At 73.9% G+C, this 22,881-nt stretch carries 21 protein-coding genes; 7 read left to right on the top strand and 14 right to left on the bottom strand.

Annotated features, from left to right (window positions below):
- Positions 1-75 precede the first annotated feature (75 nt).
- The 8 genes from ACZ34W_RS29710 to eccD all read right to left on the bottom strand — a co-directional run bounded on the left by ACZ34W_RS29710 (position 76) and on the right by eccD (position 7,355).
- A complete protein-coding gene (locus tag ACZ34W_RS29710; RefSeq protein ID WP_465608470.1) occupies positions 76-375 on the bottom strand; it encodes a hypothetical protein in 300 nt (99 codons plus the stop codon).
- Positions 368-844, bottom strand: coding sequence for a YbaB/EbfC family nucleoid-associated protein (locus ACZ34W_RS29715; RefSeq protein ID WP_465608471.1), 477 nt, complete (start codon positions 842-844; stop codon positions 368-370). Before ACZ34W_RS29715 ends, ACZ34W_RS29710 begins: the two co-directional genes overlap by 8 nt.
- Before the next feature lie 74 nt (positions 845-918).
- Complete coding sequence (locus ACZ34W_RS29720; protein ID WP_465608472.1) at positions 919-3,198, bottom strand: hypothetical protein; 2,280 nt, start codon at positions 3,196-3,198, stop codon at positions 919-921.
- 34 nt (positions 3,199-3,232) lie between these two features.
- Entirely contained in the window at positions 3,233-3,667 is a 435-nt protein-coding gene (locus ACZ34W_RS29725) for a hypothetical protein (protein WP_329489374.1), read from the bottom strand.
- Complete coding sequence (locus ACZ34W_RS29730) at positions 3,667-3,954, bottom strand: hypothetical protein (RefSeq protein WP_465608474.1); 288 nt, start codon at positions 3,952-3,954, stop codon at positions 3,667-3,669. Before ACZ34W_RS29730 ends, ACZ34W_RS29725 begins: the two co-directional genes overlap by 1 nt.
- Positions 3,955-4,001: 47 nt before the next feature.
- Positions 4,002-4,343, bottom strand: a complete 342-nt coding sequence (locus tag ACZ34W_RS29735; protein WP_465608476.1) for a hypothetical protein — start codon at positions 4,341-4,343, stop codon at positions 4,002-4,004.
- 75 nt (positions 4,344-4,418) lie between these two features.
- Positions 4,419-5,867, bottom strand: coding sequence for a type VII secretion protein EccB (eccB, locus tag ACZ34W_RS29740; RefSeq protein ID WP_465608478.1), 1,449 nt, complete (start codon positions 5,865-5,867; stop codon positions 4,419-4,421).
- A gap of 81 nt (positions 5,868-5,948) precedes the next feature.
- Entirely contained in the window at positions 5,949-7,355 is a 1,407-nt protein-coding gene (eccD, locus tag ACZ34W_RS29745; protein ID WP_465608480.1) for a type VII secretion integral membrane protein EccD, read from the bottom strand.
- A 349-nt stretch (positions 7,356-7,704) separates the two neighbouring features.
- Between eccD and eccCa the strand changes: the two genes are divergently transcribed.
- The 3 genes from eccCa to ACZ34W_RS29760 all read left to right on the top strand — a co-directional run bounded on the left by eccCa (position 7,705) and on the right by ACZ34W_RS29760 (position 14,218).
- Positions 7,705-11,640 (top strand): type VII secretion protein EccCa, encoded by a 3,936-nt coding sequence (gene eccCa, locus ACZ34W_RS29750; protein WP_465608502.1) that lies wholly within the window; start codon positions 7,705-7,707, stop codon positions 11,638-11,640.
- On the top strand, positions 11,637-13,076 hold the full coding sequence (locus ACZ34W_RS29755) for a hypothetical protein (protein ID WP_465608482.1): 1,440 nt from the start codon (positions 11,637-11,639) through the stop codon (positions 13,074-13,076). The genes eccCa and ACZ34W_RS29755 overlap by 4 nt, the downstream gene beginning before the upstream one ends.
- 80 nt (positions 13,077-13,156) lie before the next feature.
- Positions 13,157-14,218: a hypothetical protein gene (locus ACZ34W_RS29760; protein ID WP_465608484.1), complete on the top strand. Its 1,062-nt coding sequence runs from the start codon at positions 13,157-13,159 to the stop codon at positions 14,216-14,218.
- A gap of 83 nt (positions 14,219-14,301) precedes the next feature.
- Here ACZ34W_RS29760 and ACZ34W_RS29765 read toward each other — a convergent pair whose 3' ends face one another.
- Both ACZ34W_RS29765 and mca read right to left on the bottom strand, forming a co-directional pair.
- The gene (locus tag ACZ34W_RS29765) at positions 14,302-14,493 is read right to left on the bottom strand and encodes a hypothetical protein (RefSeq protein WP_329489368.1); all 192 of its coding nucleotides are present in this window, start codon (positions 14,491-14,493) and stop codon (positions 14,302-14,304) included.
- Between the two features lie 49 nt (positions 14,494-14,542).
- A complete protein-coding gene (mca, locus tag ACZ34W_RS29770; protein ID WP_329489367.1) occupies positions 14,543-15,448 on the bottom strand; it encodes a mycothiol conjugate amidase Mca in 906 nt (301 codons plus the stop codon).
- A gap of 271 nt (positions 15,449-15,719) precedes the next feature.
- Between mca and ACZ34W_RS29775 the strand changes: the two genes are divergently transcribed.
- Positions 15,720-16,133 (top strand): DUF4307 domain-containing protein, encoded by a 414-nt coding sequence (locus ACZ34W_RS29775; RefSeq protein ID WP_329489366.1) that lies wholly within the window; start codon positions 15,720-15,722, stop codon positions 16,131-16,133.
- Positions 16,134-16,420: 287 nt separating this feature from the next.
- Positions 16,421-16,921, top strand: a complete 501-nt coding sequence (gene greA, locus ACZ34W_RS29780) for a transcription elongation factor GreA (RefSeq protein ID WP_329489364.1) — start codon at positions 16,421-16,423, stop codon at positions 16,919-16,921.
- Positions 16,922-16,995: 74 nt separating this feature from the next.
- Here the strand turns inward: greA and ACZ34W_RS29785 are convergent, their stop codons facing one another.
- The 3 genes from ACZ34W_RS29785 to ilvA form a co-directional block, all read right to left on the bottom strand.
- Entirely contained in the window at positions 16,996-17,853 is an 858-nt protein-coding gene (locus ACZ34W_RS29785; protein ID WP_329489363.1) for an ABC transporter permease, read from the bottom strand.
- Between the two features lies 1 nt (position 17,854).
- Positions 17,855-18,925 carry an ATP-binding cassette domain-containing protein gene (locus ACZ34W_RS29790; protein WP_465608488.1) on the bottom strand — a complete coding sequence of 357 codons (1,071 nt, stop codon included), beginning with the start codon at positions 18,923-18,925 and terminating at the stop codon, positions 17,855-17,857.
- 171 nt (positions 18,926-19,096) lie between these two features.
- Positions 19,097-20,308, bottom strand: a complete 1,212-nt coding sequence (ilvA, locus tag ACZ34W_RS29795; protein WP_329489361.1) for a threonine ammonia-lyase — start codon at positions 20,306-20,308, stop codon at positions 19,097-19,099.
- A 122-nt stretch (positions 20,309-20,430) separates the two neighbouring features.
- On the opposite strand from ilvA, the gene ACZ34W_RS29800 reads away from it, so the two are divergent.
- A complete protein-coding gene (locus ACZ34W_RS29800) occupies positions 20,431-20,910 on the top strand; it encodes a MarR family winged helix-turn-helix transcriptional regulator (protein ID WP_329489360.1) in 480 nt (159 codons plus the stop codon).
- A 6-nt stretch (positions 20,911-20,916) separates the two neighbouring features.
- On the opposite strand, the gene ACZ34W_RS29805 is transcribed toward ACZ34W_RS29800, so the two are convergent.
- Positions 20,917-22,071 (bottom strand): cystathionine gamma-synthase, encoded by a 1,155-nt coding sequence (locus ACZ34W_RS29805; protein ID WP_329489359.1) that lies wholly within the window; start codon positions 22,069-22,071, stop codon positions 20,917-20,919.
- Between the two features lie 143 nt (positions 22,072-22,214).
- On the opposite strand from ACZ34W_RS29805, the gene msrA reads away from it, so the two are divergent.
- A complete protein-coding gene (msrA, locus tag ACZ34W_RS29810; protein WP_329492227.1) occupies positions 22,215-22,880 on the top strand; it encodes a peptide-methionine (S)-S-oxide reductase MsrA in 666 nt (221 codons plus the stop codon).
- The last annotated feature ends 1 nt before the right edge of the window (position 22,881 follow it).

A 22,881-nucleotide genomic window follows, 5' to 3' on the forward strand; every position in this document is an offset into this window, starting at 1 on the left:
AGGGCCTCCGGGGGCGGGACTGGCGGTACGAGGGTGCGGGGCGGGCGGATTGACTCAGGCCCTAGCGGCGGCCGTTCACACCATGCCGGCGCCGTGTTCGTCGGTGGCGTCGAAGAGGTCGGCGGTGCCCTGGCCGTGCGCGGACATCGCCTTCAGCTTGTTGCGGATCTGCGACGTCAGGCTGTACAGGTCGGCCGTGGGCTTGTCGATCTTCTCGTGGTACTGCTTGCCGATCTCGTCGCCGCCGCCGGCCTTGACGTTCTTCTGGTTGATGTCCTCCATCTCCGTGTTGATCTTCTCGACCAGGGCCGCCACGACGTCGAAGTTGGCGAACGCCGCTTTGAGGCCCTCCTCCTTGCGCAGCGTCTCAGCCATTGAACTCCTCCTGGTTGCGGGAAGGCTTGACCGTCCGGTCGGCGCCGGGGCGCATCGCGGTGAGGGGGGCCAGCAGCGCGTCCAGGTCCAGCCCGCCGCCGATCCCGAACAGGCCCTCCTCCTCGTCACCGCGCTCGCCCGTGAAGTCCATCCGCAGCGTCTCTCCGACGCCCTCGAAGCCGCGCATCTCGGCGGTGATCTGGTCACCCATCCGGGCCTTGGCCTCGTTGAGCACGTCCTTCAGCACGGCGCCCAGCTGCGCCGGGGCCATGGACTGGTAGGCGGTGGTGTGGAAGCTCAACGCGAGCAGCTCGCCCTGGGGGCCGACCTTCGCGGTGACCATCCGGTCCTTGCTGGTCGCCGAGGCGGTCATCGCCTGCATCTTGCGCGTCGACTCGGCCAGCCTCTCCTTCTGCTCCTCCAACGAGGCCATGGCCTGGTTCAGTTGGTCCTCGAACGAGTGCGACATACCTTCTCCGTTTCCTTGTCCAGGGGCGGTGTCCCTCCCGGGACGCCGCCCCTTCCTGCCGGTGCGCCGTGCGCTCAGCGGCCGATCACACCGTCGACCGCGCCGGTCTCGGTGCCCCAGACCTCTTCGTCCTCGGCGAGCCAGGTGGTGCGCTGACGGTCCTTCTCGCCTTGGCCCGCTCCCATACCACCGCCCATGCCGCCCATCGGCGGCATCATCGGCATTCCGCCGCCGCTGGTGGACACCGACCGGCCGCGCATCGCGGCCTGCTCCTCGGCAGCCATCGCGGCGGCCTTCTGCGTGGCGGCCTTCTCCGCGGCGGCGGCCTCGGCGGCCGCCACGGCCGCCGTCTTGCCGCCCGGAGCCAGCCCGCCGCTGTTCTCGATGGCCTGCGGACTCAGCCCGCCGCCGGAGCTGACCAGCCGGGGCAACGAGCCGCCGCCGGACGAGAGGCCGCCCGACGAGAGGCCGGTTCCCCCGGCGCCGCCGAAGAGGCCGGCGTAGGATCCGAGGCCGCCGGAGGCGGAGGCCGAGCTCCCGGCGGAGCCGTAGTCGCCGAAGGAGGAGCCGAGGTCCAGATTCCAGTCGGACCCGGTGGACGGCGGACGGATGCCGCCACCACCACCGGTCCCACCCCCGCTGCTGCCACTGCCGCTGCCGACCATCGCGTCGATGGCGTGCTGCCGGTCGGTGTAGCGCTGGGAGATGTCGGAGATCGGACGACCGGTCGAGTCGAGCAGCGTGCCGTCGCCGGCGATGGATCCGCCCTTGGGCAGCACCACCGGGTTGCCGTCGCGGTCCAGCACCTCCTTGTCGTCGGGTCCGATGACCGTCCCGTCGTCGCGGACCTTCGAGCCCTTGGGCACCTTGGCGTTCTGCCCGTAGATGCCACCGCCGGTGCCCGGCGGAACGTCCGAACCCGGGGGGACGACGACGGGCTTGCCGTCCTTGCCGGTCACCTTCTGACCGTTGGCGTCGTACACCTGGCCGTCCTTGCCGATGTAGCCGCCCGGGGGCAGCATCACCGGCTTCTTGTCGGCGCCCAGGACGGGCTTGTGGTCCTTGTCGAGGATCGGCGTGCCGGCACCGTCGCCCCCGAGGCCGGCGCCACCACCGCCACCGCCACCGCCGCCGGGGCTGATGACCGGGGGCGGCGGCGGAAGGTGGGTGTTGTTGCCGCCGCCCTTGCCGTCGCCGCCGCCACCTCCGCCGGCACCACCACCCAGGTCGGACTCGTCACCGGCACCGCCGCCCGCGCCTCCGCCCGCACCTCCGCCCGCACCTCCGCCCGCTCCGCCGCCGCCGTCACCCGTCCCCGGGCCGGGCGGCGCCGCGGTGGGCAGGTCCAGGTGCACGTTGCTGTAGGCGAAGGGGAAGTTGGCGTCCAGCTTGGAGTAGGCCGTCTCCAGCGCTCGCATCGGATCGGCCTCCACGACCTGCCGTTCGTCGACGACGTGGATGACGCGCCTCTTGTCGAGCTGCCTCTCGACGTTGGCCAGCCAGATGTTCTTCGCGCTGATCTCCAGCTGGTCGTAGAAGCCCTGCTCCCGGGGGTCGCCGAGGGGGGTGCTGATCGACTTTATGGAGTGCATGTCAGAGTTGAGTTCCGGCACGACGCCCGTCAGGGCCTGCGACAGGGCCTGGTAGATGGCGTGGGAGGGCCACACGTTCCCGCCGGCGTACCACTGGTAGTGGGCGTCCCGGAGCCCGCCGATGGTGCGCCCGATCTGGTCGGCCGCCGCGTAGAGGTCGGCCTCGTACGGGGTCTTGTCCAGTTGGAGGCGGATGGTCTCCATCTCCAGCGCGTACCGCTTGAGCAGGAGCTTGAACTCACCGGCCGCGTCGCCCTGCCAGTCGCTGTCCGACCCGTTGATCTTCTCCGCCCAGCCCTGCACCCGCGGGTACCAGGTGCTCAGCCACGTGCGCACATTCGCGATGCCCTGCGCGGCGTACCGCAGGCTGGCGGGGTTGACCGTGTCGTTGCCGGCGCCACCGGGGCCCAGCGGGGCGAAGATGTCCTCGTGCTGGTGGATGAACTGGGACAGCGGCTTGTCGCGGTCGTTGCCCCAGTCCTTGTAGTTGACGCTCAGCGTGATCCGGAAGTGGTGGTTGATGTTGCTGTGCGTGAAGTTCCACGCCCACCAGACGTCGGGGGAGCCCATCCCCGAGACCCCGCCCTGAGTCGTCGAGCCGTTGTAGAACTTGCTGTTGTCAAAGGCCATCTTGTCGATCGGGCTGAGCCAGGGCTTGTCCTTCGAGGGGCCGGCGACCTGCTCCCTGGTGACGATCTTGGCGGAGCGCTGGGCCTCTGACGCGAAGAAGCCCAGCACGTCCTCCCACTTCGGATCCGGCATGGGGTGTCCATCTCTCCGTAGGTGTGCGGGGCGCTCAGCCCGGGTTCGGCCCGCCGGCCTTGGGAGCGGTGGCGGTCGACACCTTGGTGAGGACCTCCATCATCTCGGCGGCCGTCATGGCCTCCTCGTGGGCGGCGTCCATGAGCGTCAGCGCCAGCCGGATCCTCAGCTGAGCTTCGGTCATCTGGACGCCGAGGGTCTTGAGGTCAGTGGCCACGCCCGTCGCCAGGTTCTTGAAGTCGGTCTTGATCTTGCCTGCGACGGGCATCACCTGGTCCGAGCCGTGGCCCACCAGCAGGGAGGTGAAGTCCCCGCCGCCGTCCCCGCCGAAGGACAGCATCGTCTTGAAGCCGGGGTCGTCCTTGAGGACCTTCAGGTAGTTGCCGAGCTGAGTGTCGGCGAAGTACTTGAGGTCGTCGCTCTGGACGCTGAGCGTGTGCCCGTAGTCGGGCTCCGGCGGCGTCGCCATCAGCCGACGCCCCCCGCGGCACGCTTGTCGGCGTCGCGCAGCAGGCCGTGCATGACGCGCAGGACGTCGGCGCCCTGGATGATGTCGTTGTTCATGGCGCTGTTCTGGTCGGCGAGCGCCTGGTAGAAGGCATTGGCGGCGGTGGCGAGGTCACCGCTGAGCTGGGCCTCGGCGGCCTTGATGGCGGCCATGCAGTCGTCCATCGCGGCGTGCATGCCCTGGCCGGCCTGGGTCAGGGCGTCGGCGGCCTCGTCGATGTTGGCGTGGTTGAGCAGGATGCTGGCCATGGGGGTCCTCTCGGTCGGGTCGTCGGGTGGCCTGAAGGGGGCCGGGGTCAGCGGGGGTTGAGGCCGTTCAGGACTTCGTCGGAGGCGCCGCCCCAGCCTCCGCCGGCCGCCAGGGCCTCGTCGTGGGCGGTGTTGACCTGCGTGTGGCCGGCGGCGAAGCTGCCGTGGAAGGACTGGTACGCGTTCTTGAGCTGCTGGTAGCGGTTCTGCCAGTCCGCGATCTTCTCCTGGTACTTGGTGCTGCACGCCGCCTTGAAGTGGTCCTGGACCTCGCGGTTGACGGCCTCGACCTGCGAGGCGGCGCGCATCATCGTGTCGATGTGGGTCTCCAGGGTCGCCAGGACACTCCGGACGACCGCGTCGTCCGTCTGCAGGTTGGGTGCCACCATCGGGGGTTCCTTCCTTCGGGCCCGGCTTCGGCTGCCGGGCTCACTCGACTCAACGGAACTGCGGGGGGCGGCGGTTCACCGCAGGCAGGCGGGGCCGGCCGGGCTCGGTGCGGCGGCGGCGCCGGTGAGCGCGGCCGGGTCGAGGCTGGGGCCGGTGGGCAGCAGGGTCAGCAGCGCCTCGGGCAGGCCCGGGGGGGCGACCTCGCCGTAGCCGAGCTGTTTGGCGACCTCGGGCGAGGGCAGCGGGTACTTCACCCCGGTGTCGGTGACCAGGTAGAGGGTGGTGCCGGTGCCGGCGGTGGACAGGGCGCGCACCAGTGCGCCGCCGCCGGGGCGCACCGCGACGGTGTCGGCGGTGGCGCAGGCCGCCTCGACGCCGGGCTGGGCGGCGGGGGCGGGGCCCTGGAGGGCGGTGTCGTCGAGGAGGGTGACGGCGGTGGTGGGCGCGGGGTCGCCCGGGCGCAGCTCGGCGCAGACGTCGCGGCCCTGGGGGGCGGTCAGGAGCTCGGGCGGGGTGGTGGGCAGGGCGGTGGTGGGGGTGGCGGCCGTCGCGGGGGGCGCGCTGTGGGCGGCGAGGTCGGCGGGGCGCAGGGCGGCGGGGGTGACGGCGGCGCCCTGGTAGGCGATCTGCTGGGTGCGGGAGTCGTTGCGCAGCAGTTCGAAGGCCATCGTGGTGAGCGGGGTGAGTCCGGCGGAGGTGAGCAGGTAGGGGTCGCCACCGGGGCCGGTGAAGAGTTGTCCGATGCGGGTGGGGCGGGTGGCGAGGTCGGGGCCGGGGGTGCCGCGCTGGTCGATGTCGGGGGCGGCGAGGTCGGGGCCGGCGGGCAGGGCGTTGAGGAAGGCCTGGGGGACGGGCTGGGCGGTGGCGGTGCTCTGGCCGAGGGCCAGGCGGGCACCGTTGTGGGTGTCCAGGCGCAGGCGGCGGCCGTGCCACAGCAGGTGGGTGGTGCCGTCGGGGGCGGTGACCAGGAGGGCCTGGTTGTCGGTGAGGGCGGTGCCGCGGGTGGTGGGGTCGATGGCGACGGCCAGTTGGGGCCGGCGGGCGCCGGAGGGGCCGGGGCGCAGGGCGGCGCAGGCGAGCCAGGGGGCGGTGGCGAGGCGGTCGGGTGCGGGCAGGCCGTCGGGGGCGCCGAGGATGCCGAGCGGGGTGCCGCGGGGGGTGCCGGCCAGGGAACGGACGCTGACCTGGTCGACGGTGAGCTGCTCACCGGCGATCAGGCGGGCGGTCGTCTCGTTGAGCAGGGGGTGGAGGGTGCCGTCGAGGTAGAGGTAGCGGGCGCCGCTCTCCTTGACCAGGACGAGGGTGCCCGGTTTCTTCCAGCCGGTGGCGCCACCGGGGACGAGGACGCCGTAGACGGCGGCGATCAGGCAGGCGAGGACGGCGATGACGATGCCGGTGACGATGCCGCGGGAGGTGCGCCCGGTGGGGGCGTCGGGGGCGTCGGGTTCGCCGCGGAGCATGCCGGTGGCGAGGCGGCCCATCACGAACAGGTGGGCCTGCACCTGGTCGCGCTTCGACTGCATGGCGTGGTTCTCCTCGGTGGCGGGGCGTGGGGTTGCTCGCGTGGGCGGGGGCCGGGCGTGGGGTGTGCCGCCGGTGCGGGTTCAGCCGGCGATGGCGCGTAGTGCCTGGTAGGCGCCGGCGGCGGAGAGGGCGAGCGGGAGCACGGTGATGGCGGCGAGGGTGTGCAGCAGGTCGGCGGCGCGGCCCCAGTAGGGCAGCAGGCGCCGGCCCGGGACGGTCCACGAGACGGCGGCCAGGACGGCGCCGGTGGCGAGCAGGGCGGCGAGCAGGACCAGACGGGCGGACGGGGACTGGCCGACGGCGAGGTGGGCGGTGAGCACGGCGGGGCCCAGGGCGCCGGGGACGAGGACGGCCAGGCGCTGGGGGATGGCGCCGATGCCGCGGGCGTGCAGCAGGAGCAGCAGGGACAGCGCGCAGGTCAGGGCGGTGGGGGCCCAGCCGTCCTGACCGGCGAGGGCGGTCAGGCACCCGGCGAGGACGGGGGCGAGGGCGAGGTGGAAGGCCGTCAGGAAGCCGTCGGCGACGACGCTGCGGGAGCGGACGGAGGCGGCGGGGACGGCCTCGATGCCTTCCTGGAGTTCCTCGGCGTTGCGGGGCAGGGCGGGCAGGCGCAGCCCGGACAGGCGGAAGCAGAGGCCGGGCAGGAAGCCGGCGGTGGCGACCGGGAGGACGGCGAGGACGGCGGCGGTGGCGGGTGCGGTCAGTCCGGTGAGCAGCAGGGCGCCGGTGGCGGTGACGTGCAGGGCGAACAGGACCAGGCCGAGGAAGAGCGGGGCGGAGCAGCCGACGGCGGCCATGGCGAGGACGGCTGCTCCGGCGCCGGCGCAGCCGCCGGCGAGGAGTCGGGCTCCGGTGGCGGAGGGTCCGGTGTCGGTGGTGAGGAGGGCGCCGGCCAGGGCGAGGTAGGGCACGGCGGTGGCGCCGAGGGCGGTGCCGGCGGCGGCGTCGCCGACGGCCCGGGAGGCGCTGAGGGCGCCCAGGAGCAGGAACAGGCCGGTGATGGCGGCCGCGCCGGCGCGCAGCTGCGGCGGGCCGGGCAGGAGGAGGAGTACGATGCCGCCGGCCAGGGCGGTGACGGCCAGGACGAGGGCGGTGTGGTGGGTGAGCGCCGGGCGCCAGGTGTCGGGGCGTTCGCGCATGCCGGTGGCGACGCCGTCGGCGAGGTCGTCGTAGTGGACCTCGGGCAGGGCGTCGCGGCGTGGGCGCAGGTAGAGGTCCTCGCCGTCGCGCAGGTCGAGGGCGTCGGCGCCGAGTTCCTCGTCCAGGGGCGGGTGGCCGAGGCGTTGGAGGACCCAGCCGTCGTGTTCGAGGCCTTGTTCGTCGAGACCCGGTTCGGCGGGGTCGAGATCGGCGTGGGCGAGGACGGCGGGCAGCAGGTCGGCCAGGGGGATGTCGGCGGGGACGGCGAGTTCGAACACCGCCCGGGGGGCGTGGAACCTCAGTCGGCACAGTGCGGCGACGGCGGCCCCGTTGGCACTCCCGTTCACGGTTCTCCCTCGTGGTCCGCGGCCCCGGCCGGGCCGGGGGGCCTGGGAGCGGGGCCGGCTCGGCGGTGACTGGTCCTCGGAAGAGGGCGCGGCCGCCTGGGGCTGTCCGGGGGTGGCGGGTCGGGCGGCCACTCCCCGCCCGGTGGCACGGATGGCGGGGGGTGGTTGGTTCACCGCGGGCGGGAGCGGGCCGGGCGGGGTGAACCGGGGGCGGGGTGGTGGCCGTGGTCCGGGTGGACGGTGTGCGTCCCGGGCGACGGCGCACGGTGCGGGCCGTCCCCTGGTGCGAGGAGCGCTTTCGTTGAGTGTGGTGCTGGTCGACCGTCCGCCGCGGCGTCCCGGTCCGGCGATGCCCGACGGCGAGATCCAGTTGCAGGAGCCGCCGGTCCTGCCGGAGTCGCAGAGCGGCATGTCGAGCGTGATCTCGATGGCGCCGATGGCGCTGAGTTCGCTGTCGATGGTGTTCGTGTTCCTGCGCCCGGGTGAGGGCGGCGGGGTGCTCGGCTACGTGGCGATGGGCATGATGGGCCTGTCGGCGGTGGGCATGCTGGTGACGCAGCTGATCCGCGGTTCCAGCGACCGCAAGCGGGAGCTGCGGGCCGAGCGGCGGGACTACCTGCGGTACCTGTCACAGATGCGCAGGCAGGTGCGCGGGCACACCGTGCGTCAGCAGGAGGCGGCGGCCTGGCGGCACCCGGCGCCGGGGGCGGTGGCGTCGCTGATCCGCACCTCGCGGCTGTGGGAGCGGCGCGGCACGCACCCGGACTTCGGTGACGTGCGGGTCGGGGTGGGGCACCAGCGGCTGGCGGTGCGGCTGGCGCCGCTGTCGACCAAGCCGGTGGAGGACCTGGAGCCGTTGTGCGCGCACGCGCTGCGGCGGTTCATCCACGCCTACGGCACGGTCGCGGACCAGCCGATCGCGGTGTACGTGCGCGGGTACGCCCAGGTGCTGCTGCGCGGTGACGACCGGGCGGCGGCGCAGGCACTGGCGCGGGCGATGCTGGCGCAGCTGGCACTGTTCCACGCGCCGGACGAGCTGCGGATCGCGGTGGTGGCGGACGCGGAGCACCGGGAGCAGTGGGAGTGGGCGAAGTGGCTGCCGCACGCGCTGCACCCGGTGGACACCGACGCGCTGGGGCCGGTGCGGCTGGTGGCGGGGTCGGTCGCGGAGCTGGAGCAGGTAATGGGCGAGGAGTTCGCGGCGCGCGGGCCGTGGGAGCCGGAGGCGCAGCCGGGCCGGGACGAGCCGTTCACGGTGATCGTGCTGGACGGTGCACCGGCCGGTCCCGGCAGCCGGGCGGCGCTGGCGGGGTGGCGCAACGCGGTGCTGCTGGACCTGGGTGAGGCGCTGGAGTGGAAGCCACTGCGGCACCGGCTGCGGCTGCGGATCGAGGAGGGCCGGCTGGCGATGGTCGGCGCGGACCGCAACCACCGTGACGAGGTGACCGAGCTGGGGCGGCCCGACGCGTTGTCGTTGCCGGCGGCGCGGCGGCTGGCCGCGCTGATGGCGCCCTACCGGCTCGGTGACCAGTTGGAGGCCGGGGAGCCGTTGGCGGGTGATTTCGACCTGGCGTCGCTGCTGGGCATCCGGAACCTGCACCGGCACGACGTGGCGCAGAACTGGGCGCGGCGCGGGATCGCCGACCGGTTGCGGGTGCCGCTGGGCATCGCCGCGGACGGCACGCCGGTGGAGCTGGACATCAAGGAGTCGGCGCAGGGCGGCATGGGCCCGCACGGGATGCTGATCGGGGCCACCGGGTCGGGCAAGTCGGAGCTGCTGCGCACGCTGGTGCTGGCGTTGGCCCTGACGCACTCCTCGGAGGTGCTGAACTTCGTGCTGGTCGACTTCAAGGGCGGCGCGACGTTCCTGGGCCTGGACCGGCTGCCGCACACCTCGGCGGTGATCACCAACCTGGCCGACGAGGCGGCGCTGGTGGACCGGATGCGCGACGCGCTGCACGGCGAGCTGGTGCGCCGCCAGGAGCTGCTGCGGGCGGCGGGCAACTACAGTTCGCTGCTGGACTACGAGACCGCGCGGGCGGGCGGGGCCGATCTGGAGCCGCTGCCGACGCTGTTCGTCGTGGTCGACGAGTTCAGTGAACTGCTGGCCGCGCACCGCGACTTCATGGATCTGTTCGTCATGATCGGCCGCCTGGGCCGCTCGCTGGGCGTGCACCTGCTGCTGGCCTCGCAGCGTCTGGACGAGGGCCGGATGCACGCGCTGGAGTCGCACCTGTCGTACCGGGTCGGACTGCGGACGTTCTCGGCGATGGAGAGCCGGGGCGTGCTGGGGGTACCGGACGCCTACCACCTGCCCTCCCAGCCCGGCAACGGTTTCCTGCGCAGCGACATCGCCACCCTGACCCGGTTCAAGGCCGCGTACGTCTCCGGCCCCTACCGGGCGCCGCGCCCCGCGGCCGCGCGCCAGCAGGCCGCGGCCGGGCAGGTCGCCGTCTACGGCACCGGGTACGTGGCGCCGCGTCAGCCCGTCGCGGTGCCGGAGGAGCCGCAGGTGGAGGAGGCGCAGGACGGTGGTACCTTGCTCGCCATCGCGGCCGACAAGCTGCTGGACGCGGGACCGCCGGCGCACCAGGTGTGGCTGCCGCCGCTGGGGGTGCCGCCCACCCTGGACGAGCTGCTGCCGCCGCTGGCGCCGCACCCGGAGTACGGGCTGACCACCGAGGGCGGTACGGGCCGCGGCACCCTGAGCGTTCCGGTCGGCGTCGTCGACCGGCCCTTCCACCAGGTGCGCGACCTGCTCACCGCCGACCTCTCGGGGGCCGACGGCCACGTGGGGATCGCGGGTGGTCCGCAGAGCGGCAAGTCCACCCTGCTGCGGGCCCTGATGACGGCGCTCGCCCTCACCCACACCCCGCGCGAAGTGCAGTTCTACTGCCTGGACTTCGGCGGCGGCACGCTCTCCGCGCTGCGCGGTCTGCCGCACGTGGGCGGGGTCACCGGTCGGCACGACCCCGAGCGGGTGGTGCGCACGGTCGCGGAGGTCAACGCGATCCTCGCGCGGCGCGAGCTGCGCTTCGCCGAGCTCGGCATCGACTCGGTGGCGGCCTTCCGCCGGATGCTGGCGGCAGGCCAGCTGCCGCAAGAGGCGCACGGCGACGTCTTCCTGGTGATCGACGGCTGGAACACCGTGCGCCAGGAGTTCCCCGACCTCGCGCCGGCGCTGACCCTGATCGCCCAGCGCGGCCTGAACTACGGCATTCACCTGATCGTGGGCACCACCCGCTGGGGCGAGGTCACCGGCGCGCTGCGCGACCTGCTGGGCACCCGGTTCGAGCTGCGGCTCGGTGATCCCGTCGACTCCGCGATCGGCATGCGGGTCGCCGCGACGGTCCCCAAGCTCCCCGGCCGGGGTCTGACCGCCGAGGAACTGCACTTCCTCACCGCGCTGCCCCGGATGGACGGCACCGGCAGCACCGACGACCTCGGCGACGGGGTGGCGGACCTGGTCGACGCCGTGGCGGAGCACTGGACGGGGGCGCGCGCGCCCGAGGTCCGGATGCTGCCGCTGCAGCTGCCCGCCGCCGCGCTGCCCGCCCCCGAGGGCCGACTGCGCGTCCCGCTGGGGCTCCAGGACGTCTCGATGGACACGCTGTGGCACGACTTCGAGGAGACGCCGCACCTGGTGGTGGTCGGTGACAGCGAGTCGGGCAAGACGAACCTCCTGAAACTGGTGGCGGCCGGCATCACCGGCGCCTACCGCCCCGACCAGGCGCGGATCATGCTGGTCGACTACCGCCGGGTGCTGCAGGGCGCGGTACCGCAGGAGTACCGGCTCGGGCACGCGGTCGCCGTGGACGCGCTGCGTCAGATCGTCGACGGCGCGGCGCGGGCGATGGCCAACCGGCTGCCCGGCGTGGACATCCCGCCGGAACGGCTGCGGCTGCGGGACTGGTGGGAGGGCCCGGAGCTGTTCATCCTGGTCGACGACTACGAGCTGGTCGCCGGCTCCCCCGGCGGGATGTCCGCCCACCCGTTCGCACCGCTGCTGGACTACCTGGCGCAGGGTGTCGAGCTGGGCCTGCACCTGATCGTGGCGCGCAGCGCCAACGGCATCGGACGGGCCTCCTCGGACCAGCTCCTGCGCAAGCTGGAGGAGGTCAACACCCCGGTGGTGCTGCTGTCCTGCCCGCCGAGCGAGGGCTTCCTGTTCGGCAACACCAAGCCCCGCGCCCTCCCGCCCGGGCGGGCCCTGCACATCACCCGGCGCCGCACGGTGCAGGTGCAGACCGCCGCCGTCGACGAGGACGCAGGGGCGCAGCAGTGAGCGCCGCGCCGGTGCGGCGCTGGCTGACCCGTCACCGCGACGCCCCGGCCCCCGCGGTGCTGCACGAGGCGGGCCCGCACTTCGTCATCGCACCCGGCGCGGCGCACGGGGCCGCGCACGGGGCCGCGGCGGCGCCAGCGCTGCCCGCCGAACTCGCCGCCGCGCTCGCCGCACTGCCGTCCGTGGTCGGGACCGTGACGGTGCTGGCGGCGGCCGCCGACGCGCAGCCCGTCCTGCTCGCGAGCCTGGCGGAGCTGGCGCGCACCGCGGCCGTCCGGCGGGCCGGGATCCTGGTCCTGGCGGCCTCCGGCCTGGCCACCGCCCAGCCGGACGGCAGACGGCCCGCCCAGCGGATCGCCGAACTGGCCGCCACCGGCATCGTCGCCCCGGACGGCGTCGTCACCCTGCGGCCCGACGGGACCCTGCTGGCCGACGGGACCGGGCCGGGATCGCCGGCTTCCTGGTGGCTGTTCACTCCGGCCGGGCCGGCCCGCCGGCTCGGGCCGGTGTGGCCGCTGCCGGAGACGGCGGACGTGACGGCCGCCCGGGCGTGGGCGGCGGACCCGGCGGAGCCTCGGACACCGCGGCCCGGGAGCGCCGGGCCGGCCCCTCGGGCGGCGTCCGCCCCCGCCGTACCGGTAGCCGGCACACCCGTACCGGCCGCGACGGCCCCTCAGGCACCTCCGCCTGCCCCGGCGCCGATGGCGGGCGACGAGCGCGACCCGCTCGGCGGGGGCCCGCTGGTGACCGAGCTGCCGGGCGGCTACTGGCTCCACGGCGAGTCCGCCCCCGATGTCCGTTCCGGCCCGTTGGACCTCGCCACGGCGGCGCCGGGCACCCTGGTCCTGGTCGTCGGCCACCCCGGCGCGCCCCTGCCCGCGGCCGCCGGGGTCGCCGAACGGCTGGCCCGGATCCGGCCCGCTCCGGCCGAGCTGCTGGTGAGCGCGCCCTGGGCGGCCACCGCGGCGCTGGTCGCGCTGACCGCCGCCCTCGCGGCCGAGCTGGGCCGCGACGTCCGGGCCGCCGTCGGCCTGCCGATGCGCACCGCGGACGGCTGCTCCGCCCGCGTCCTGGCCACCGACGGCACGCCCGGCTGGGAGCCGTGGCTGACCGAGCTGACCGCCTCACCCGGGCGGGGCCGCGTGGTCGCCTCCGCCTGGCGCCCCCTGCCCGACGGCACCCCGCCCGACGGCCCCGCGCTCTACCGCGCGCCGGTGGCGGGCTGGCGCCTGGAGGCGGTGCCGGCCGGCCTGTGGCTGCGCCCCGACGAGCCACCGCAGGACCACGGCCCGCGGCTGCTCGACCCCGGGCCGGACCGCCCCCTGCTCATCGTCGGCTCGGCCGACCGGACGGTGCCGGCGGAGGTGCTCGCTGTCGTGGACGGCCTGCTGACGGCCCTCACCGTCCCGGCGCGGCGGTACCGGGACTGCTCCTGAACGGCCCCACCCGCGCGCCCGCCCCCTTGACCGCACCCGCGACCGAAGCCGCCCCCGATGCCGGCCTCCCGGCTCCGCCGATGCCGACCGCCACGTCCACCGGCCCCTCCCCCGCACCCGGCCCCGCCGGGCAGGACCCGGACGGCACGGACGCCCCCGGCCCGGAGGCCGGACCGGCGCTCGTGCCCGCGGAGACGGGCCCGGAGTCCACCGGCTCCCCCGGGCCGGACACCGAACCCACCGTCATCCTGCCCACCACCACCGACTACGCCGCCGAGCCCACGACCGCACCGGGCGGCGCGGGCGACAGCGACGGCGATGACACGGCCGAGGTCCCCGCCGTGCCCCGGCTCATCGCGCCGGACGGCGCCTTCAGCTCGGGGCGGCCGTCCACCGCCGCCGAACGGGCCGCCTTCCGGGCCCTGCTCGGCCCGCACTTCCACCGCTACGCCAGCCAGGCCGAGCAGGTCGCCCTACGGCTGCCGGCGCTGCGTTCACAGCCCCGCGACGACCTGAAGGACGACCTCGCGGCCGTGTACCTGCACCACGCCGACACCGGGATCCCCGCGTCCCGCGCCGAGTTGGTGGCCGCGGCGCGCCGGCCCGGCGGACCGGGACCGCTGGAGCTGTACCTGGCGTGCCTGGGTTCCGGGCTGCGCCGGCTGCCCAACCACCGGGGCGCCGTGCTGCTGGGCTCGGACGCGGGCGAGGAGGTGCTGCGCCACTACGTGCGGGGGGCGCTGCTGACGGAGCCCGCTCCGGTCGTCGGGACTCCGGAGGCCGACCTCGCCCCGGGGACGTCGACGGAGTTCCTCGTCTGGTCGGCCACCGGCCGCCGGACGTCCGTGATCGCCGACGACGGCGACCCGGAGGTGGTCTTCCCGCCCGGCTCGCGCTTCCGTGTCCTGGACGTCCTGCCCGGCGGCGAGGACCGCCCGGTCCGGGTGCTGCTGCGCGAGGCGGCCCCCGGCCCTGCCGCGACCGGCCCCGCCGCGGACGCGGCGGCCGAGGAGCACGACGCGCAGGCCCGGACCCGGCTGCTGGCGTGGCAGGACCGCCGCGATCTGCTGCCGCCCGCGCGGCTGCGCCCGCCGGCCCGCCCGGAGCGGCTCCGCCTGACGCCGGGAGTCGCCGCCGGGTGAGCCGCGCGGGGCGGCAGTCGCGTCCGCGAGACGGTTCGGCATGCCCCCGTCCTCGCGCATCGCGCGCGTGGAGGGGGCGGCCCTCACTCCTTCGGAGCCTCCGGCTCCTCGACGAAGTCGACGCGCTTGAACTGCTTGTTCATCGACTTGACCAGGAACCAGGTGGCCACGCCGAGGGCGGCGAAGACGACGAAGCCCAGCAGTCCGGGGGTCACCTTGGTCTCGTCGAGGGCGAGCTCGGCGGCGAGGTGGGTGAGGTTCACGGGGGCACTCATATCTCTATGGTGGCCCGGCTCACGGGGAGCCGGGCCATCGGGGGGTGGTTCAGTCGCGCGTGTCGGTGGCCTCGGCGGCCAGGGTGGGGGTGCGCAGGCCGGCGAACAGGTCGTCCTCCGGCAGGTCGACGTCGATCAGGGTCCGGGCCAGCTCGTAGTCCTCGGTCGGCCAGACCTCGCGCTGGACCTCCAGCGGGACGCGGAACCACGGTCCGTCCGGGTCGATCTGGGTGGCGTGCGCGATCAGCGCGCGGTCCCTGGTCTCGAACCAGTCGTCGCAGCGGACCCGGGTGGTGATCTCGCGCTCCTTGCGGCCGCTCTTCTCCCAGCCCTCGATCCACTCGCCGTACGGCGACTCGTGGCCGTGCTCGGTGAGGTACGCGTGCAGCTCGCGGATCCGGCCCATCGGGAAGCCGTGGTTGTAGTAGACCTTCAGCGGCTGCCAGGGCTCACCGGACTCCGGGTAGGCGTCCGGGTCACCGGCGGCGTCGAAGGCCAGCATGGTGATCTTGTGGGTCATGATGTGGTCCGGGTGCGGGTAGCCGCCGTTCTCGTCGTAGGTCGTGATGACCTGCGGCTTGAACTCGCGGATCAGCCGGACCAGCGGCTCGGCCGCCTCCGCGACGTCCTTCAGGGCGAAGCACCCCTCGGGCAGCGGGGGCAGCGGGTCGCCCTCGGGCAGGCCCGAGTCGACGAAGCCCAGCCAGGCCTGCCGGACCCCGAGGATCCGGCGCGCCTCGTCCATCTCCTTGCGCCGGACCTCGTGGATGTTCTCCTCGATCTCCGGCTTGCCCTGCAGCTTCGGATTGAGGACCGACCCGCGTTCCCCCCCGGTGCAGGTGGCCACCAGCACATCCACCCCCTGGTCGACGTACATGGCCATGGTGGCAGCGCCCTTGCTGGACTCGTCGTCCGGGTGGGCGTGCACCGCCATCAGTCGCAACTGCTCAGTCAACGCGTGCGTTCCTTCCACAATGTCTGGGCCTTCCGCGAAGTCCGGTCTGCCCACCGTCCGAGCCGCTCGGTTCGGGCCGCGTCACCGCGGGCCCGCCGCCGGGAGCGCCGCGGCAGGACCTCACCACGCCGCCGGCACGACGCCGACACGGCCGAGCAGCGCCCCCGCCGGACCGGCCGCGGGCGTGCCCCTCCTATAGTGACGGACTGGAGGAGCGTCGCATTCCCCCGGCACCACCGCGGGGGGGACCTCCCGGAGAGGACTGAGCCCGATGAGCGCAGGCACCACCACCCCGCAGCTGCCCGAGGGGCGCTACGGCCGGCGCGGCGACCGCGAGTCCGACCGTCGCCTCAAGGTGGCGGGTGCGGTCTGCGGCGTGCTGGGGCTGGGCCTGGTGGCCTGGCTGGGCGGCTCGTACCTGATCCGCGAGACCACCATCAACGGCAGCGTCCCCTCCTTCCAGGCCGTCTCGGACACCGAGGTGCAGCTGCACCTGGCGGTGCGCAAGAGCGACGGCACGGCGGGCAGCTGCACCGTCCGCTCGCAGGGCGAGAACGGCGCGGTGGTCGGGGTGGCCGACTTCCCCGTGCCGGCCGGCGGCGGCGACTACGACGCCGTGGTCAGCCTGCGGACCACCGCCCGCGGCACCACCGCCGAGCTGCTGGGATGCACGCCGGCGAAGTAGCGGCCGTCGATCGCGACCCGCCCGGGCGCATATTCGATCGGAAGAGCGGGAATCCGTCAGGATGTCCCGCACACCGGTCCTGTACATCTCGGCGCAATGCTGTCGTCAATGACGCGCCGACGACTCTCCCGCTTGTCGGCCGGAGTTGTTAGGCTCGTGGTTTCGCCCCTTCCGCACCGAGAGGTACGGGAGCGGGCGTTGCTTTGTAGTTACGACCGATATCTCCACCGCCACCCTGCTGACGACTCACACCCTCAGCACAGCCCCAGCACCTACGAGGAGCACCCGTGACCCAGACCAGCGAGAACGTGACCTGGCTCACTCAGTCCGGCTACGACCAGCTCAAGGCCGAGCTGGAGCATCTGAGCGGCCCCTGGCGCATCGAGATCGCCCAGAAGATCGAGGCGGCGCGCGAGGAGGGTGACCTCAAGGAGAACGCCGGTTACCACGCGGCCAAGGAGGAGCAGGGCAAGTACGAGCTGCGGATCCGCCAGCTCACCCAGCTCCTGGAGCGCGCCAAGGTCGGCGAGGCCCCCGCGGACTCCGGCGTGGTGGCCCCCGGCATGGTCGTCACGGTCGCCTTCGACGGCGACGAGGACGACACCATGACCTTCCTGCTCGGCTCGCGCGAGATGGCCGGCAGCGACGACCTCGACGTGTACTCCCCGCAGTCGCCGCTGGGCCGCGCCATCGACGGCAAGAAGGTCGGCGACGAGGCGACGTACGAGCTGCCGAACGGCAAGGCCGCCTCGGTCACCGTCACCGACGCCAAGCCGCACAACGGCTGATCCCCCGCACCTGACGCCGAGGGCGGCCGTGGACGAGGTCCACGGCCGCCCTCGCGGCGTCCCGGCGGCCGGGCTCAGCCCGAGGCCGAGCGGTACTTGCGCACCGACAGCCAGGAGAAGACGGCGGTGATCAGCACCGACCAGAGCACCGACATCAGCTCCGCGTGCTGCATCGGCCAGGCGCTGTCCACCGGCCCGACCTGGTTGCCGAAGAGGTTGCGGCAGGCCTGCACGGTGGCGCTGAACGGGTTCCAGTAGGCGATCCCCTGCAACCAGCCCGGCATCGAGCTGATCGGCACGAAGGCGTTGGAGATGAAGGTCAGCGGGAAGAGCCAGATCAGCCCGGCCGAGGTGGCCGCCTCGGGACTGCGGACCGAGAGGCCGATCAGCGCGCCGATCCAGGAGAACGCGTAGCCGAGCAGGAGCAGCAGCCCGAACGCGGCGAGCGCCTTCGGCACCCCCTCGTGGATCCGCCAGCCGACCAGCAGCGCCACCACCGCCAGCACCACCAGGGTGAAGGCGGTCTGGCAGAGGTCGGCCAGGGTCCGGCCGACCAGCACCGCCGAGCGGGCCATCGGCAGCGAGCGGAAGCGGTCGACCAGCCCCTTGGTCATGTCCTCCGCGATGCCGGCGGAGGCACCGGCCGTCGCGAAGGTGACCGTCTGGGCGAAGATGCCGGCCATCAGGAACTGGATGTACGAGTCGGAGCTGGCCTGCGTCCCGGGGATCTGGATCGCCCCGCCCATGACGTAGGAGAACAGCAGCACGAACATCACGGGCTGCATCAGTCCGAAGACCACGATCTCGGGGATCCGGGTCATCCGGCGCAGGTTGCGCCGGGCGACCACCCAGGAGTCGTGCAGGGTGGCCGCCGCGCCCCGGCGCTGCTTGGGTACCGCCCCGCCGATGGCGTGCTCGGTGGCAGTGGTCATCTCACCGTTCCTTTCCGGCGGGGACGGCCTGCTGGTCCGGGTCCTGGCCGTCCCCGCCCGCCCGGCCCCCGCCGTGCCCGCCGTGCCCCTTGCCCCGGCCCCTGCCGGCGGCGCCGCCCTCCTCGTCCTCGGCCGCCGTGACGTGGCCGGTGAGCGAGAGGAAGACGTCGTCCAGGGTCGGGCGGCGCAGGCCGATGTCGTCGATCTCGATGGAGCGGGCGTCCAGCTCGCGGATGGCGTCGGCGAGCACTCGCGCGCCGCCACTGACCGGCACGGTGATCCGGCGGGTGTTCTTCTCCACCGCCGGATCGCCCTTGGCGTACTCGGACAGCGCCTCGACGGCCTCGGCGACGAGGTCGGCGCGGTGCACCACGACCTCGATCCGCTCGCCGCCGATCTGCGCCTTGAGCTGGTCGGCGGTGCCGCGGGCGATCACCCGGCCGTGGTCGACCACGGCGATGTCGTGGGCGAGGCGGTCCGCCTCCTCCAGGTACTGGGTGGTGAGCAGCAGGGTGGTGCCCTGCTCGACCAGGGTCTCGATGACCTCCCAGAGGGCGAGCCGGTTGCGCGGGTCGAGTCCGGTGGTCGGCTCGTCCAGGAACATCACCGGCGGCCGGACGACCAGTGCGGCGGCCAGGTCGAGCCGGCGCCGCATGCCGCCGGAGTAGGTCTTGGCGGTACGGTCCCTGGCCTCGGAGAGGTTGAACCACTCCAGCAGCTCCAGCGCCCGGGCCTTCGCCGCCCGGCCGGTCATCTGGTACAGCTCGCCGACCATCTGCAGGTTCTCGAACCCGGTGAGGTACTCGTCGACGGCGGCGTACTGGCCGGAGAGGCCGATCAGGCTGCGCACCTGGTTGGGGTGTTTCAGGACGTCGACCCCGGCGACCACCGCACGGCCGGAATCGGGCCGGAGCAGGGTGGTGAGGACGCGCACGGTGGTGGTCTTGCCGGCTCCGTTCGGGCCGAGCAGCCCCAGCACCGTGCCCTCGGGGACGTCGAGGCTGACGCCGTCCAGGGCTCGTACGTCACCGAAGGTCTTCACCAGGTTCTCGGCTTGGATGGCTGGCGCCATGGCCTGCCTCATCTCCTCGGACGATAGGGGCGCTGTCGCTTGGGCGAATTCCAGTGGTCTGTCCCACTCTGCCCCGAATGCGGGCGGGCGGGCGACTCGGTCCTCGCCGGGCGGACGACTCGGCCGTCGCGCCGAGGGGCCCCGGAAGCACCCGGCGCCGGGCGCGCTCGCTCAGTGCGAGACGACGTACCCGGCTTCGCGCAGCTCCCCGAGCACCGCCGCGCAGTGCTCGGGCCCCTTGGTCTCCAGATGGAGGTCCACCTCGACCTCCGTCAGCCCGAGCTGCGGGTCGATCCGCACGTGCGCCACGTCCAGCACGTTCGCGTCCACCCGGGTGAGCACCCCGAGCAGGTCCGCCAGCGCGCCCGGCCGGTCCGCCAGCCGCACCCGCAGGGACAGGTAGCGCCCGGCCGCCGCCAGGCCGTGCCGCAGCACCCGCTGCATCAGCTGCGGGTCGATGTTGCCGCCCGAGAGCACCGCCACCACCGGGCCCTCGAAGGACTCCGGCTGCTCCAGCAGGGCCGCCACCGGGCTCGCCCCGGCCGGCTCCACCACCAGCTTCAGCCGCTCCAGGCCGAGCAGCAGGGCCCGCGAGAGGGAGTCCTCGGAGACCGTCCGCACACCGTCCGCCAGGGCGTTGATCACCTCGAACGGGATGTCCCCGGGCCGGCCGACCATGATCCCGTCCGCCATGGTGGCGTAGCGCTCCAGCGTCACCGGCCTACCCGCCGCCAGCGAGGGTGGGTACGCGGCCGCGGCGGCCGCCTGCACCCCGATCACCCGCACGTCCGGGCGGATCGGCTTCACCGCCGCCGCGATCCCGGCCAGCAGCCCGCCGCCGCCCACCCCGACCAGGATGGTGCGCACCTCCGGGCACTGCTCCAGGATCTCCAGGCCGACGGTGGCCTGGCCGGTGACCACGTCCCAGTGGTCGAAGGGGTGGATGAAGACCGCGCCGGTCGCCTCCGAGTAGCGCTGCGCGGCCCGCAGCGCCTCGTCCACCGTGGCACCGGACAACCGGACCTCGGCGCCGTACTCGCGGGTCGCCGCGACCTTGGGCAGCGGCGCGGCCACCGGCATGAAGACCGTCGAGCGGACCCCGAGCAGCGCGGCCGCCAGCGCCACGCCCTGGGCGTGGTTCCCGGCGCTCGCCGCGACCACCCCGCCGGCCCGCTGCACCGGCGAGAGCCCCGCGATCCGCACGTACGCCCCGCGCAGCTTGAACGAACCGGTGCGCTGGAGGTTCTCGCACTTCAGGTGGACCGGCGCGCCGATCAGCGCGGACAGGTGCCGGCTGCCCTCCATCGGTGTCACCCGGGCGACCCCGGCGAGCATCTTCTGGGCGCCGCGGACATCGTCGATGGTGATCGGCCAGCTGTGCATGGCGCCAGCCTACGGCGGGCGGGAGTGCCAACCCGGGATGTCGGCACTGTTCCCGGGCCCGCCCGGCCCGCGTACGCTGCTGGTCCTGAGCCTCCCTCACCGCACGACGATCGTGAGCCGCGATGACGACGACCTCGCCCCAGGCCACCGACCGCACCGACCCCCTGCACGCCCAACTCCAGTACCAGCTGGCGGTGTTCGCCCGGCGCATGGAACAGGTCCGCAGCTCCGACGGGGTGGGCGTACTGGACCGGGCCGCCTATCTGCTGCTCGACCGGCTGGAGCGGCACGGACCCGCCAACGTCAAGGCCCTGGCCGACGCCCTGGGCGTCGACTCCTCCACCGTCACCCGGCAGGTCGCCCCGCTGGTCGCGGCCGGGCTGGTCGGCCGGGTCCAGGACCCGGCCGACCGCCGTGCCGTACGGCTCGCACTCTCCCCGATCGGTGCCCGTCGGCTGGCCGAAGTCCGTGCCGGGCGGGCCGAGTTGGCCCGCCGGCTGGTGGCCGACTGGCCGCCCGAGGAACAGCGCGCGTTCTGCGCCCTGCTGGCCCGCTTCAACCACTCCATGGAGTCGTACACGGCGGGCCGGCAGGGCGGCTAGGCACCGTCAGCCGAGGGCCTGCTGGAGGTCGGCCAGCAGGTCGTCGATCGACTCGATGCCGACCGAGACGCGCACCAGGTCGGCGGGCACCTCCAGGGCCGAACCGGCCACCGAGGCGTGGGTCATCCGGCCCGGGTGCTCGATCAGCGACTCGACGCCGCCCAGCGACTCGCCGAGGGTGAAGAGCTGCGTGCGGTTGCAGACCTCGACCGCCGCCTCCTCGCCGCCGTTGACGCGGAACGAGACCATGCCGCCGAACGCCTTCATCTGCTTGGCGGCGATGTCGTGGCCGGGGTGCTCGGGCAGGCCCGGGTAGAGCACCTGGCTCACCTTGGGGTGGCCCGCCAGCAGCTCGGCGACCTTCTCCGCGTTCGAGCTGTGCCGGTCCATCCGGACGCCGAGCGTCTTGATGCCGCGCAGCACCAGCCAGGCGTCGAACGGGCCGGAGACGGCGCCCATCGCGTTCTGGTGGTAGGCGACCTCCTCGCCGAGGCCCGCCTCGGCCAGCACCAGCGCACCGCCCACGACGTCCGAGTGGCCGCCCATGTACTTGGTGGTGGAGTGCACGACGGCGTCCGCGCCGAGCGCGATCGGCTGCTGCAGGTACGGGCTGGCGAAGGTGTTGTCGACCACCAGCAGCGCGCCGGCGCCGTGCGCGACCTCGGCCAGCGCGGTCAGGTCGGTGATGCCCAGCAGCGGGTTGGACGGGGTCTCCACCCAGACCGCGCGGGTGTTGGGGCGCAGCGCCTCGCGGACGGTCGCCAGGTCCTGGAAGTTCGCGACGGAGAACTCGACGCCCCAGCGGGTCAGGACCTTGGCGAAGAGCCGGAAGGTGCCGCCGTAGGCGTCGTTGGGGATCACGATGTGGTCGCCCGGCTTGAGGATGGTGCGCAGCAGGGTGTCCTCGGCGGCCAGGCCGGAGGCGAAGGCCAGGCCGCGGGAGCCGCCCTCCAGTGCCGCGAGGCACTCCTCCAGCGCGGTCCGGGTCGGGTTGGCGCTACGGCTGTACTCGTAGCCGCCCCGGAGGCCGCCCACCCCGTCCTGCTTGTAGGTGGACACCTGGTAGATCGGCGTGACGACGGCCCCGGTCTGGGGGTCTGCTTCCTGACCCGCGTGGATGGCGAGGGTCTCGAAGCCCTGGGGAAGCTGGTGCTCGGTCATGACAACGAGCGTAGTGGGCGAATGCCGGGCCGCCTCCCGGAAGGGGTGCCGCCGTCCGGAAAGCGCCGGGGCTGCCCGGAATCCGGCGGCGGCCGTGAGCGTTGAAAGCTGCACAACGGTTCCCGACCCAGCTGGAGCAGGCCGTGCTGTTCAACCGCGACAAGACCTCGCTCGTCCCCGCCGACCAGGCACTGCCCGGCCGGGACACGCCGGGCTTCACCCTGCGCGAGCCGCACACCGTGCTCGGCAACCCGCTCACCGGCCCGTACCCGGCCGGGCTGGAGGTGGCCGACTTCGGGCTGGGCTGCTTCTGGGGCGCCGAGCGCACGTTCTGGCGGCTGCCCGGCGTCTGGACGACCCTGGTCGGCTACCAGGGCGGGCACACCCCCAACCCCACGTACGAGGAGGTGTGCAGCGGCCGGACGGGGCACACCGAGGCGGTCCGGGTGGTCTTCGACCCGGCGGTCGTCTCGTACGAGCGGCTGCTGAAGACCTTCTGGGAGGCGCACGACCCGACCCAGGGCAACCGGCAGGGCAATGACGTCGGCACCCAGTACCGGTCCGCCGTCTACACCCACTCCCCGGCCCAGGCCGCGACGGTGGCCGCCAGCCGCGAGGCGTTCCAGCCGGCGCTGACGGCGATCGGCCTGGGGCCGATCACCACCGAGATCGCCCCGGCGGGCCCGTTCTACCCGGCCGAGCCGTACCACCAGCAGTACCTGTCCGACGCCAAGAACCCGAACGGCTACTGCGGCCTCGGCGGCACCGGCGCCAGCTGCCCGATCGGCGTGGCCCGCACCGGCGACTGAC

This window comes from Kitasatospora sp. NPDC022856, from assembly GCF_055561235.1.